Genomic DNA, 12926 nt, shown 5'->3' on the forward strand with positions numbered 1-12926 from the left:
TTGGCTGTGGATGAATTCGCCATTCATCGCGGGCATCGTTACGCCACAGTTGTGTACTCCATTGATACGAAGAAAGTCCTTTGGCTTGATCGTGGTCGCTCCAGAGCTACGCTTCGAAAGTTCTTTAGCTTACTTACGCCAGAGCAAAAGGCTGGAATAAGAGCTGTTGCCATGGATCAAAACTCTGCCTTCGACCTTGAGGTGAAAGAGAACTGTCCCAACGGCGTGGTTGTCTACGACTTGTTTCATGTCCTGTCCAACTTCGGCAGGAAGGTGATCGACAGAGTCAGGGGGGACGCGGCCAATTCCCTCAGGCATGCGCCTTGGTTAAGAAAAGTCGTGAAGAGCTCCCGGTACCTCTTGTACAAGCGCCCTGAAAATCTCTCGGAGAAGGAGCATACAAAACTGGCGGAGCTTTCGAAACTTAATACGCCGTTGCTCAAATGCTATCTCATGGGAGACGAGCTTCGACATCTCTGGAGTTTGGGAACACGCGGACAAGCAATTGCTTTGGTTATGGACTGGATTCACCGAGCCACTCACAGCAGGATCAAGCCCTTGGTAGATTTCGGCAAGAACCTCAGGCGCTATGTGCAGGGCATCATTGCAGCCGCGGACTTTAAGATCAACACCTCTGTACTTGAAGGTGTCAACAATAAAATCAAGCAAATTAAGCGACGAGCTTATGGCTTCCGAGACGATCTGTACTTTTTCTTAAAAGTCAAGGCCGCGTTCCACGGACTTCCGAGATGAACCAAAATAAAGACTTGACCGCCCTTCCCTTCGGGCGGAGGACCAACAGATCAGGAGGATGAGGACCTTGGCAGGAAAAGAGACGCTTCCCGACAACGGCGTGCTTCTGACGCTCGCCTCCTTGTCGCGCACGCGCAGTCTGACGCTCACTGGGAGCGAGCTCGGCACTTCGACCGCGACCGTGAGCCGCACGCTCGCCGCGGCGCGCGCATTCTTCGGCGACGAGCCCGACGTGCTGATCGTCCGAAGCGGGCATCCGCTCGTGAGGATCAGCAGGGAGCGGGGCGCGCTCACGCTCGAGGACCTCAGGGCCTATCCGTAGGTGCGCATCAGCAACGTCACGCACAACTTCTCCGCCGCCGTCGTGCGCTTTCACGCAAGTCTCATGGCGCACGAGCGCGAGGGCGCCCGCATCACGATGCCCTACTTTCTCGCCGCGCCTTGGATCGTGCTCGAGACGGACGCCACGGCGAAGATCCTCGAGAAGAACGCCCGCATGCTCGCCCGATACCTGCCGATCGAGATCCTGCCGCTGCCGCCCGGGCTGGCGGGCCGCTACGAGCGGCGCGTGATCTGGCACGAGAACGCCTCGGGCGATCCGGCCCTGATGTGGCTCATCGCGATGCTCAGAAGCGCCTCGGCGCAAGAAGCCTGCGCGGGCAGCGCGCGCAGGCCGGAAGGCTGATCGGAAGGCCGCACGAAGAAAAGGCACGAAGATGCCGCACGAAGAAACGGGCCGCCAGCTTTCGCCGACGGCCCGATTCACGCCCGGGTTCGGGTTCGATTACGCCTTCTTCGTGAGGCGGGCGCCCCAACCGAAGAGCATGGCGGCGATGAAGGCGGCCGCGACGATGCAGGCGAGGAGGCAGCAGGAGGCCATGTCCATGAACTTCCACTGCGGGATCAGGTACCAGCCGTCGTAGGACTGGTAGAGCTCGATGAACCAGCGCTGCAGGGCGCCGAGCTCAACGCCGTCGGGCACCACCGGTGCGTCGTAGCCGCAGTCGCCCGTGGGCTGGAACCAGTCCGGAGCCCACTTTTCCAGCGGAAGGCCGAACGGGAAGTGCGGCTCGGTCGAGCAGCCCTGCATGCCGAACATCGCTTCCGGATCGTCGGAGTGCACGGCGTCATGAATGCCGATGAGCTTGACCGAGCAGATGATCGTGTAGACGAGGCCGTAGATCGTGATCACGAAGCCGACGAGCTTCGCCCAGACGGCCTTCGGGTCGATCATGGCGATGACGCAGCCGAGCGCCATCACGAGGTTGCCGTAGCGGATGTAGACGCACTGCTCGCAGGGCAGCATGTGCATCCAGTCCTGAAAGACATAGTGCGCGAGCAGAACCATGGCGACCATCGCAAACGCGATGATGCCCCAGGGCCAGCGGGAGTCCTGCCAGTCGGCGAGCGTACGGACGGGATCAGCCGCGAGCCCCTTCATGAATTTGATCATGATGAAAAAATCCTATTGTTGATTGCCGGAAAAGATTCCGGTACAGTCCCCTGCCCTTTTCGGACCCTGTCGGGGGTGAAAACGTCGGGCGTCGGGGAGGCTAAATCCGAAGACGAAAAACGGGAGAGACGGATGTACCGCCGTCCCTCCCGCCCAGGGAGAACCTGTTGGGCCCTGCTCCGCGAAGGCGGAGCGGCAGGGCTTACTTCATTTCCTTGAGTTCCTTGACGAGCTCGACCATGCCGTCGAGGCTGCGGATGCTCTTCGTCATGATCAGGTACTTGCCGTTGACGACGTAGGCCGGGATGCCCTGGATCTTGGCGACGTCGTAGGAGAGCTTCCATTCGTCGCACATCGCCTTGACGGCCGGATCGTTCTTGGCTTTGGCGAACTCATCGGCGCTGATGCCTGTGGCGTCGGTCATGGTCTTGAGGAAGGCGGCTTCGCCGGAAGTCCAGCGTTCGCCCTTCTTGTGATAGGCGACGTAGACGGCGTCCTTGGCCTTCTTGAAAAGAGAGTCCTTGGACTCAACGGAGATGCCTGCGGCCTTGTCCCTGAGGAGGCACATGGCGAGGAATTCGCTGCCGATGCGGCCGTACTTGCCCTTGGTTTCGAGATGGATCGGGTTGAAGGCAAGGCCGGTTTCCTTTTCAATGCGCGGCAGAACCTTCGGGTCGACGCCGACGTCATACTTGAAGCAGAACGGGCAGTCGTAGCTGAAGATCTTGGTGAGCTTGCCTTCGGCGTTGACCATCGGCTTTTCGAGCTTGACGTAGTCGGTGCCTTCCGTGGCGGCCATGGAAGCAGCGGCAAAGAGAGAGAGGCCGACGGCAAGCAGAGTCTTCTTGAACATTTGTGAGTTTTCTCCAGATGGGTGACGGGTGGTCGGCGGAACGTCGGATGTGTGCGGGGCTCGCCTGAACCATGACTGCGAGTTTAGACCTCCCCTTTTATTCGGGCTATTGTGACTTTTCCAAGTACGCACGGCAGGTTGTGCAAGGCCTTGTTGCAGAAACTACAAAAGGGCCCGCCTCTTCCCCCCCCCCCCCCCCCCCCTCAGACCGCATGAAGCGAAAGGACCGCCGTCGGCACGAAGCGGCCGGCGGCGGTCCGAATGTCTCAAAGAGAACGGGAATGTCAGAACCGGTACGTGAGGCCGCCCGAAGCGAAGACCTGATTGAAGCGATCGACGCCGTCAAGAAGGTCGTGACCGTTCGCGTAGGAGGCGCCCGCGTAGAGCTGGGTGCGCTTCGAGAGGTTGTAGTAATACATGAGGCTGCCGATGGCGGCCGTGCCCTTCGTGTGCTTCATGCCGGCAGAGACGCCGTTCCATTCGGCGTTGACGACGCCGAGGCCGGCGCTGAAGTAATGGAACCCGTAGGGATAGCCGAAGCTCACGAAGCCCGTCGTGACGTCGAGGCCTTCGGTGCTCTGCGCGAGGTTGTTCACGCCGCTCCCCTTGAGGAGGATGGCGCCTAGGTCGGGTGCGCCGCCGATGCGCCAGTCGTTCTTGCCCTTGTAGAGAATGCCGGAGACGGCCGGACCGCCGAAGTCCCAGCTGCCGAGGATCGTGAAGCCGAAGCTGTCGTGCTTGCGGGCCTGCGTCGCGTCGGTGTGCTCGGGCATCTCCCAGTTGAGGAGCGAGCCGATGCGAAGCTGCCGGCCCGTCCAGCCGAAGGCGACCTGAGCGACGTGGTTGTTGTCGGACCAGCCGTATTCGGTTTCGCTGTCGTTCGAGCCGTTGGTGTAGAGGCCCTGGAGGAAGAAGCCGTCCTTGGCGCGGGTTGCGAAGGCGATCGTGTTGTCGGACTCGCCCTTGTTGTAGACGATGAGCGCGGGTGCCATGCCTGGAAGTCCCGAGCCCGTCATGTTGGCGCGCAGCTTCTTGAAGACGGAGTACGGTTCGGACGCGCAGGAGAACGTCGACATGCGGCCTGCGGATACTTCGATGAATTCGTTCCCGACGAAGAGTCGGGCGAGACGGTTGAAGAGGCGGCTTTCGTCGTAGAGTGCGCCGGAGTCGAGGCTCCAGCCGCTCTCCATCTGGAAGCCGGCGTACCAGCCGTTGCCGAGGTCCTCGCGTCCCATGAGGCCGAGGTGCGAGTCGGTGGGCGTCTGCTTGTAGGCGGCCATGCCGACGGTGGCGTGGTCGGCGCCTTCGGCCTTCTGGTAATAGAGGCCTGTGGAGACGACGCCGTAGATCTGGGTTTCGGCAGCTGAGGCGGCGGAGCCGCAGGCGATGAGGGCCGCGCCGAGCGCGGCGACGATGGGCTTGATGGTCATGTTGGATCCTAAAAGTCGTCTAATGCGGCCACGATTCAACTGACACCAAGCAGCTTGAGGAATAGCTGATCGCGTTTGGTTGTTTCCGTGGCCCATTTGGAAGCACTGTCGTTACCTGTCGTAGCAACGTAGTCGACGCAACGGAACCAATCAAGAATTTGAATCAGTGAGTGCTGATCGAGCCAAGCAAGCAGCTTTTCTTCGAGATTCAACTCTTCCTTCGTTTTCTTTTCAGTGCTCTTTTGGGCAAGCCCCTTTTTCACATCCTGAATTCTCTTCGTCAGGAAGCAGTGATAGCCCAGCCCGACGAATTGTGCGAATTGTCTGCCGTAAAGGTTTTCCGGATACCACGTTCTGGGCTTGCGTCCGTCGAAGCTGTCCTTGTAGGTCGCGAACAACTCTTCAATCTTTTCGCGGGAGCGGTATGCTTTCAGAGCTTCAAAGGGATCGCAAATTTCGTTGCTCACGAGGACAAAGTACCCCCAGTATCGCTTGGCTTCTTCGATCTTTTCATTCTTGAAGGAAACCTTGACGCCTTTGCTTGTGCGCTTCACGATGAGGAAGTTGTCGATCAGCTTCTGGGCGGCAGGTCGGAATTCTTCAACACCATCTTCCAAATCTTTCTTGATTGAAAAAAGGCTCTCCTTGAGACGTCTTTCTTGAATCGGAGCTGCTTCCGGCTTGTAACAAACATGAACATACAATCGCCGGGTGAATGTTTCAGTCTGTCCTGCTTCGTAGTTGCCGCGCGTGCGCTGACGAACGATGCTGAAATCGTGCTGGCGACGACGCATGACGGCATTGACACCGACATCAAACGGACAGGAATTTTCGAAAGCGCCAATCTCTTCGCGAACAGCATCAATTTCTTCACGAACCCATTTGTCGGTGCTGTTGGCGAGCATCAGGAACTTCACGTGCTCCCGCGCGAGGTACGTCATGTTGGCCTGACAGTAAAAGCCGTTGTCAGCCACGATAACCGGTGCAGAGAGACCCAGCACCTCAAGCTGCCGTAGAGAATTTGCCAGCGAGATCTTGTCCGGAATGTTTCCCGGCTGCTTGCTGAAAGCTACCGGTTCTCGATTCTCAACTGAATACAGGACCAGAAGCTTGATCGTATCCAGTCCGTCGCCATCCTTGTTGAATCCCTGACGCGCTTCGATTTGATTCTTCGAATATGTAGAAAAGGTCGTTGTGTCCAGAGCCAAATTCAAGCCCGACGAGGAAACTCTTTGAGCACGGCTTCGAAAATAGGCTTGCACGCCTGACTCATTACGTCCGACAGACGCAAAAAGCTTGCCGTACACATCCTGCGTGATGGGGTACTCGTAAGGCAACGGATTCATCATCTGCCACGTCTCCATGCGAGGCAGCGTATCACCATCAGTGGCAACCCAATATCGGGCGATTGAACTCAATTTCTGAGCCTCCCCAATCTCGAAGCATGTCTTCAGATCCTCATCGATGCCCGATTCCTTTCCGGCCCATTCGAGAATTGTCTGCAGTCCGACATGCGTGCGCACAGCTTCAACCGGAGGCTCTACAACCTCAGAACGCGATTTTTTGGGGCGAGTCGGGATCATTTCCGTCGTTCCGGCCAGGATTTTTCCAAGAAGTCGGGTAGAGATCGTCTTGGTTTTCTGCGTCTTGGCGTCATATCCGGTGACGCGTTCATACACGTAAACATCGCCATTCGGGCGGGTGTCACGACGAATTCCAACATGCTTTTTTCCAGTGAGAGGACGTCCCATAATCTGCTCCAATGGTGTACCTGTATTATATTATAGGTGCACTATTGGAGTCAATAAAAAGTCCGTGTGTTTCACGGACTTTTAGTTTAAAAGACCTACTCCCAACAGGGTTTCGTGGGGTCTTTCGACGACTTTTAGGGTTGGATACGGAGGAAGGATCAATGGGGGCCCGCGGGAGGTCCCGTCCGAGGAGAACGGGCGCGGGGTCATGAGGCGGGAGCGCCCCGGAGGGCGCCCCCGCTGCACTCGGGGTGAGGAGGCGTCCCCGGGCGCGTTTCAGCAGGAAGCCTTAGTGCGTGAAGGCCTTTTCGACGCTGATCGGCATGGCCTGATAGCCGAAGAGCTTGTTGAACTGCAGTTCGACTGCGGGCTTCGTTTCGCCCCAGCGGTATTCGCAGAGGTACGGATGGGAGGATTCCTCGCGGCTGGCGTCCTTGCCGGCCGAGGGGCCGAGCAGACCGGCGGTCGAGTAGAAGACGACCATGGAGTTCTTGTCGGCCTGGTACTGCGTGATGCCGGTGACCGGGCTGAAGTACTCGTTGCCGAGTTCCTTGCCGACTTCCCAGAGCTGCTGGACGGTCATGTTCTTCTGGTTGATCTTGTAGATGACGCCGCGGGTGTACTTCATGGACGGGATGGGCGGCTGCTCAAGACCGCGGCCGTCGCCGTTGTCAAAGACGGAGAGGATGACGGTGTTCTCGTCGGACTTGGAGTCGATGCGGAACGCCGTGTGCTGCGTCCAGGTCCAGTCGAAGTCGCCCTCGCACTTGCCGTCTTCGCACTTGATCGGCTTGCCGTTCTTGTCGATGGGCTTGAGGACCTTGGCGGCGAGTTCCTTGTTCCAGCCGTCCGGAGCGGCAAGGATCCACTTCACCTCCTTGTCGCGGCCGATCTTGACGCAGGCGGACTGATGGCGCGAGGAGATGATGATGGAGTCGTCACTCGGGTCGTAGTCGACGGAGTTGACATGGGCCCAGTTGCGGCCAGCGCCGACGCCGGTGATGTCGCCGAACTTGTCGGACGCTTCCTGCTTGGCGAGTTCTTCCGCGGAAAGGGTCTGACCGGACTTGGAGGCATCGATGTTGAGGCAGACGGCACCCTGGTCGAGCGTCTTGATGACGTTGTCGCGATACGGATCAAGGATGTCCATCAGGCGCCAGTCGTCGACCACGCGACCGTCACGGTCGATTTCGACGATCACGTCGCGGACAGTGTGGACGCGCTTGCCGTCGGGACGGCGGTAGTCGGAGGAGCCCACGCGCAGGAAGCTGTGGCCGTTCTGGGCGTTGTCAAAGGAGTGCGAGTAGTCGGAGTAGCCCGCAGGGAGACGACGATCGAAGATCTTGCGGCCGATGAGGTCGTACTTGGCGTAGTTCTGGCCGTAGCCCCAGGTGAGCGCACCGTCCTCGGTCTGCTGGAAGCCCATGAAGTAGCCGGACTTCCACGGGTTTTCCGTGTCGCCGATTTCCTGGTCGAGGAGCCACCAGCGGATTTCGCCCGTGGTGTCGATGATGCCGATGTTGGAGTTGAAGGCCCATTCCACGGCACCGCCCGAAGGGTTGTTCCAGGTGAAGCGGGAGCCGAGCGGAACCGTGCTCTGCAGCTGGCTGTTGATGAGATAGAGACGGTCCTGGAATTCCTTGTCAACCTTCTTCACCTTGACGTCGAAGGGACGCGTCTGGTTGGGCATGCCGGTCGAGAGCGTGTAGACGCCGGGGGTGTAGAAGCGGTAGGTGTCGGTGAACTTTTCGCTCTTGCCCTGATGGGTGCGGGTGTAGCTCACCTCGACTGTGTTCTGCCAGTCGGGATAGAGACCGAAGACGGGCACGCCCGCGTGCGTCTTGAGCTCGGTGCGGGAGACCTTGTACTTGATCTCCTGGCCCTTGGCCTTCGGGACGATGCGGACCGTGACGTCGGAGAGTTCGTAGCCGCCGTCGCGGATGACGGCGGTGAGCGGAGCCACCTTGTAGGGATTGACGATGACTTCGCCGATGTGGCCCTGGACGGGATAGCCGACGTGGGGGCCCGAGGGGCCGCCGGAGGCGAGCGCCGGGGCGCTGACGACGAGAATGGCGAGCGAGGTCGCGGCTGCGAGGATGGATTTCTGCATTTTTCTTTCCGTTTGGTTGCCGGCGTTCTCTGATTCGAGCGCCGTACGGGCGAAGCGTCCGCAGTGACGGACGCCGCGCCCGGGGTGAGGCTTCCGAAGGCCTGTGCAGGGGGCTTTCGGAACACGGAGAAAATTGTAGAAACGGCGGCCCGCGCCGCCTAGAGACGGATTCCCGCCTTCGGCGGCCATGGGGTGCAAGGGGCCGTTGCACGCCGTGCGTGCGGGACGGGGGACTTCAGACGCAGGCGCGCATTTCCCGGGTTTCGCTCCGCTGAGCTTCTTGAACCGCCGCTCCTTCGTCGGCCTTGAGGTAGGCGCGCCACTTCTCGCGGATGCTCGTGATCAGAAACGCCCTCACCCACTGGCGCAGCGGATCGAGGTCCGTGCGCGCGTGCCAGATGAAGGACGGAATCCAGAGCGGCGTGAAGAGGTCCGCAGGCTCGAAGGCCTCGACGGGAAGACGTTCCGCGAGAAGGTCCGTGAGCGGCGCAGGGACGACCATGTAGGCGTCGGTGTCGAGAAGCGTCCAGGCGCAGGCGAGAAAGTACGGCATCTGCAGGACGCGCTGCGAGGAGAGCTGGTTGAGTGTGAGAATGGGCGCGGTGACGCCCGAAGGCTGCGAGACCGTGGGCGAGATCATCGGATAGCGGTCGAGGTCGGCCGTCGTGAGCGCGGCGCCCCGCCCGCTCATCGGATGCCCTCGGCGCGCGAGGACCTTCATGCGCGCACAGATCAGAAGGCGGCTTCGCATGTCGTCATCGAGATGCAGGTGCGGGTCGCAGGCGACGACCAGGTCGAGCGTCCCCGAGCGCAGGTCCGGGAGCGCCTGATGGTTGAGGGGCACGACTTCGACGTGCAGCTTCGGGGCGCGTTCGTGCATGGCCTTGATGAAGGGCGCGACGAAGACGAGCGCCGTGTTGTCGACGGCGCCGATGCGGATCGTCTCGCTGCTCTCAAGCAGGTTCGGCTCGCTCTCGTTCGAAAAGAGCGCCGAGAGCGAGCGGAAGAGATCGTGAAGCCTCGGCAGAATGGCCGTGAGGTCCGGCGTCGGGATCATCTCGGGACCGTGGCGCGTGAAGAGCTCGTTGCCGAAGGTCGCGCGCGCCTGCGCAAGGAGCCTCGAGGCCTGCGAGACGGAAAGCCCGAGCGCCGCGGCGGTCCGCGCGAGCGATCGGGTGTCCTGAAGAATGACAAGAAGTCTCAGGATTCGAAGGTCGATGTTGTCGTAGTCCGGGGTGGTCATGGGCTGGTCCTTTTTGCTGTTCGGCTTCGGTTGGTCGGGGTCCCTCATGGTCGGGAATGCAGAATGCAAATGCCGCAGATGGAATATCTTCCCGTCCGCGGCCGTGTGCGCAAGGTAACGGGACGTGCCGAGGGGCGCCATCCCGTGTCCTGCGTCAGAAGTTGTGGTGGATGCCTGCGAGCACCTGCCAGGCTTCAGGATTCTTGAAGCTCGAGTCGCCGTTCACGTATTCCGTGCGGTCCCTGAACCAGCCTGCAGCCGTGTAGAAGCTCGTGCGCTTCGTGAAGTCGTACTTCCAGCCTGCGACGAGCGAGGTGCGCGTGATGTGTGCGCCGTCGGCATCGGCGTCATCGGCCTCGGCGCTCATGCGCATGGCGTAAAGGTCGAATTCGCCCGAAAGGAGCGGAGCGCGCAGGCCCACGGAGAAGGCGTGCCCGCCGATGTCGTCGAGGCCCGTGAGGGGACGGCAGTCGGAGAGCCCGGGGAGCGGCATGATCATGTCGCCGCCCTTGAACCAGGTGCCGAATGCGTAGAGCTTGACGGGGTCGAGTTTCACGTTGCCGCCGAACAGCAGACCAAGCGCATCCTCCTGATCGCCCGAGGTGCTGGCCTCGTTCATCCAGTCGGCCATGAAGACGAGGTTCGCGACGCTGCTGTCCCAGGTGAAGGCAGCGGAGGCGTAGCGGTCGGCCGAGGACGAGCCTTCAACAACGTTGTTGCCCTTCGTGTCGGCGTCGAACGAATACTGGAAGTGGCCCTTGACGCCGGCGAAGGACGGCGTGTCGTACTGAACCATGTTGGAGCTCGGGAAGCCGTAGAATGGCATCACGTACATGGGACTTGCAAGATTGCCCCAGCCGGTGCCGAACGGGTTGATGCGCGCGCCGGTGATGTCGAAGGATAGCGGCGTGGCGCCGGAGCGCATGATGCCGAGGCGGCCGAAGGCGACCTGACCGAGATCCTGATCCTTGATGTAGATGTAGCTGCCGCGGTCGAAGAGGCTGCCTTCGGTCTTCATTTCGCCCGAGTCAGACGCATAGCTGGCCTCGAGGCAGAAGCCGAGGTCGGTGCCGGGACGAAGGTTTTCGCCGCCCATGAAGATGATGCGGTTGGCGTTGAGCATGCCTTCGGCCATTTCAAGCGTGTTGGTGCTCGTGCCCGTGCCCGTGGAGGTGTGCTGGAAGCGCAGGCCGGTGTCGACCATGCCGCCGATCTTCACTTCAGCGCCATTGGCGGCGAGAGCCGCAGCGGCGCACGCAAGCGTGATGAGGGATTTGGTGAAAGCCATGAGAAAGGCTCCGGATTGGTTGGATAAAAAAAGAGGACCGGCGGGAAGGAGGTGCTCGCCGGTCCCGGGAAGGCGGCCGCTTTTTTCGTGTTCTTCAGGGAGGAGAGGCCCGTCGAAGAAGCGGCCGCGGTTGGGGTTTCGTCCGCGATTTACTTGGCGGCCTTCACGGCCTTCGCAGCTTCCATGCCGGCGATGCGGCCGGAGTTGTATGCGAAGCCGAGAGCCAGACCCTGGTACGGCGGGTAGGACGGCGTGGAGTAGAAGCCGTAGGCGTTGTTGCCCGTGGCATAGAGGCCGCCGATCGTGCGGTAGTCGCCGTCAAGAACCTGCATGTTCTCGTTGACGCGCAGACCGCCGAGCGTGGAGAGGCTTACGACCTTGGCGCGGAAGGCGTAGAACGGACCTTCCTTGACGCCGAACTGGAGGAACTCGGCGGGCTTGCCGAACGGATCCTTCTTCGTTTCGACGGCTTTGTTGTAGTCGGCCACCTGCTTCGTGAAGCCGCTGTCGAAGCCGGCCTTCTTGGCGAGCTCTTCAAGCGTGTCGGCCTTGAAGCCGACGCCCTGGCGGACGGCCTCTTCAGCGAAGGCGCGGAAGTCGCCCTTGCCCGTCGGGTTGGCGGGACCGGCGCCGGAGACTTCGAATGGGAGCTTGTCGGCCGTGTAGGCGTCGAGCGTCTTGCCGTCCACGACGACGAAGTACTTGCCGCCGACGGAGTAGCCAGCGTTGGCCCAGTAGACGGTGTCGTAGATCAGTTCTTCATTGCAGAAGCGGTGGCCGGCCGGGTCGACCCAGAGGAGCGGCGTCTTGAGGACGCGCACGAGGAGGTTGGAGTCGATCATGCCGTGGGCGCCGGCGGTCGAGGTGGAGAGGCCGTCGAATTCGCAGGCGTGGATGAGGGCCGAGTTTTCGCCCATCTTCTGGGCGCCGGCCTTGAGGGCCATGTCGATGCCTTCGCCGTTGTTGGCCCAGGCGATGCGGTTCGTGAGTTGCTTGCTCTCCATCTTTTCGGAGAGGCGCTTCATGTCGCCGCCGTAGCCGCCCGTGGCGAGTACGAGGGCCTTGGTCTTGATCGTGAGCTTGCCGCCGTCGGCCTTTTCGGCGATCACGGCCGTGACGTTGCCGTCCTTGTCCTGCTCGAGGTCATAGGCGCGGGTCGACGTGAGGAGCTTGCCGCCCATCTTCTCGAGCGACTTGTACATGTTCACGAAGGCCGTGTGGTTGTCCTGATAGCGGTGATAGATGCGCCAACGGATCGGGTACGGGTTCTGGCCCTGCTGCGGGTTCCAGTCGATGAGCTTGAACTTCGCGCCGTGGCCCTGCAGCCAGTCGATGGTCGAGCCGGACTGCTCGATCACGCGACGGGTGATCGGGGCGTTGGAGAGGAAGTGGTTGTAGTCCATCAGGAGCGTGTAGAGGTTGTCGGCCGTCAGCTGCTTGAGAAGTTCGGGATCGTTCTTGAACTTCTCCTTCTGCAGCGAGGATTCGACGGCGAAAAGGCCCGAGGCGATCTGGCCGGCGCCGCCCACGGCGGGAGCCTTTTCAAGGACGAGGACCTTGGCGCCCGATTCGGCTGCGGCAAGCGCGGCGGCCGTGCCGGAAGCACCGGCGCCAACGACGACGATGTCGGCGGTCATGGTTTCGGACGGGCCGATCTTCTTGGCGACCTTGACGTCATACTTCTTGGGATCACCGCCCGCCTTCTCGATGGCGGCGATGACGGCCTTGCGGATGGCTTCGCTCGAGATGGTGGCGCCGGTCACGGCGTCAACGGCCGTGCTCTGGTGCTTGACCATTGCGGGGGCCATGGCCTTGGCGGCCTCGCCACCGAGGAACGGCGTTTCGCCCGAAACGTCAAGCTTGACGTCGGTGAGGCGGCCTTCGGCGTCAAGCGTCACGGCAGCCTTCACCATGCTGAGCTTGCCCATGGCTTGGCCTTCGTAGGTGCCCGCCGTCACGGCGGCAACGGCGCAGGAACCGGCGCCGCAAAGAAGCGCGGCAAGCGCCGTCTTCCTGAAAGTTTCAACGAACATGTTTGTCTTCTC

The 12926-nt window shown here is 61.0% G+C and carries 11 protein-coding genes; 3 read left to right on the forward strand and 8 right to left on the reverse strand.

The window, feature by feature from the left end; genetic code table 11:
- The 3 genes from HMPREF9465_RS06815 to HMPREF9465_RS06825 form a co-directional block, all read left to right on the forward strand.
- Positions 1-753, forward strand: a 753-nt coding sequence (locus tag HMPREF9465_RS06815; RefSeq protein ID WP_038006931.1) for an ISL3 family transposase, incomplete at its 5' end; no start/stop codon positions are given.
- A 67-nt stretch (positions 754-820) separates the two neighbouring features.
- A complete protein-coding gene (locus HMPREF9465_RS06820) occupies positions 821-1075 on the forward strand; it encodes a LysR family transcriptional regulator (protein ID WP_005435391.1) in 255 nt (84 codons plus the stop codon).
- Positions 1076-1438, forward strand: coding sequence for a hypothetical protein (locus tag HMPREF9465_RS06825; RefSeq protein WP_005435392.1), 363 nt, complete (start codon positions 1076-1078; stop codon positions 1436-1438).
- Between the two features lie 99 nt (positions 1439-1537).
- Here HMPREF9465_RS06825 and dsbI read toward each other — a convergent pair whose 3' ends face one another.
- The 8 genes from dsbI to HMPREF9465_RS06865 all read right to left on the reverse strand — a co-directional run bounded on the left by dsbI (position 1538) and on the right by HMPREF9465_RS06865 (position 12914).
- Positions 1538-2206: a protein-disulfide oxidoreductase DsbI gene (dsbI, locus tag HMPREF9465_RS06830; RefSeq protein WP_005435393.1), complete on the reverse strand. Its 669-nt coding sequence runs from the start codon at positions 2204-2206 to the stop codon at positions 1538-1540.
- A gap of 202 nt (positions 2207-2408) precedes the next feature.
- Positions 2409-3059: a thiol:disulfide interchange protein DsbA/DsbL gene (locus HMPREF9465_RS06835; RefSeq protein ID WP_005435394.1), complete on the reverse strand. Its 651-nt coding sequence runs from the start codon at positions 3057-3059 to the stop codon at positions 2409-2411.
- Between the two features lie 284 nt (positions 3060-3343).
- A complete protein-coding gene (locus HMPREF9465_RS06840) occupies positions 3344-4489 on the reverse strand; it encodes a porin (RefSeq protein ID WP_005435396.1) in 1146 nt (381 codons plus the stop codon).
- A gap of 35 nt (positions 4490-4524) precedes the next feature.
- Positions 4525-6240, reverse strand: coding sequence for a transposase (locus HMPREF9465_RS06845; protein WP_005433715.1), 1716 nt, complete (start codon positions 6238-6240; stop codon positions 4525-4527).
- 289 nt (positions 6241-6529) lie between these two features.
- On the reverse strand, positions 6530-8350 hold the full coding sequence (locus tag HMPREF9465_RS06850) for an aryl-sulfate sulfotransferase (protein ID WP_038006934.1): 1821 nt from the start codon (positions 8348-8350) through the stop codon (positions 6530-6532).
- Between the two features lie 235 nt (positions 8351-8585).
- Positions 8586-9593: a LysR family transcriptional regulator gene (locus HMPREF9465_RS06855; RefSeq protein ID WP_196793866.1), complete on the reverse strand. Its 1008-nt coding sequence runs from the start codon at positions 9591-9593 to the stop codon at positions 8586-8588.
- A 154-nt stretch (positions 9594-9747) separates the two neighbouring features.
- Positions 9748-10881 (reverse strand): porin, encoded by a 1134-nt coding sequence (locus HMPREF9465_RS06860; protein WP_005435401.1) that lies wholly within the window; start codon positions 10879-10881, stop codon positions 9748-9750.
- A gap of 149 nt (positions 10882-11030) precedes the next feature.
- Positions 11031-12914 (reverse strand): FAD-dependent oxidoreductase, encoded by a 1884-nt coding sequence (locus tag HMPREF9465_RS06865; protein ID WP_005435403.1) that lies wholly within the window; start codon positions 12912-12914, stop codon positions 11031-11033.
- Between the last annotated feature and the right edge of the window lie 12 nt (positions 12915-12926).

Source organism: Sutterella wadsworthensis 2_1_59BFAA (assembly GCF_000297775.1).
Classification (GTDB): domain Bacteria; phylum Pseudomonadota; class Gammaproteobacteria; order Burkholderiales; family Burkholderiaceae_F; genus Sutterella; species Sutterella wadsworthensis_A.

What these genes read in the sequence shown, in the direction of transcription:
- dsbI (WP_005435393.1), bottom strand. Translation starts at nt 2,206, where the DNA reads ATGATCAAATTCATGAAGGGGCTCGCGGCTGATCCCGTCCGTACGCTC.
- HMPREF9465_RS06835 (WP_005435394.1), bottom strand. Translation starts at nt 3,059, where the DNA reads ATGTTCAAGAAGACTCTGCTTGCCGTCGGCCTCTCTCTCTTTGCCGCT.
- HMPREF9465_RS06840 (WP_005435396.1), bottom strand. Translation starts at nt 4,489, where the DNA reads ATGACCATCAAGCCCATCGTCGCCGCGCTCGGCGCGGCCCTCATCGCC.
- HMPREF9465_RS06845 (WP_005433715.1), bottom strand. Translation starts at nt 6,240, where the DNA reads ATGGGACGTCCTCTCACTGGAAAAAAGCATGTTGGAATTCGTCGTGAC.
- HMPREF9465_RS06850 (WP_038006934.1), bottom strand. Translation starts at nt 8,350, where the DNA reads ATGCAGAAATCCATCCTCGCAGCCGCGACCTCGCTCGCCATTCTCGTC.
- HMPREF9465_RS06855 (WP_196793866.1), bottom strand. Translation starts at nt 9,593, where the DNA reads ATGACCACCCCGGACTACGACAACATCGACCTTCGAATCCTGAGACTT.
- HMPREF9465_RS06860 (WP_005435401.1), bottom strand. Translation starts at nt 10,881, where the DNA reads ATGGCTTTCACCAAATCCCTCATCACGCTTGCGTGCGCCGCTGCGGCT.
- HMPREF9465_RS06865 (WP_005435403.1), bottom strand. Translation starts at nt 12,914, where the DNA reads ATGTTCGTTGAAACTTTCAGGAAGACGGCGCTTGCCGCGCTTCTTTGC.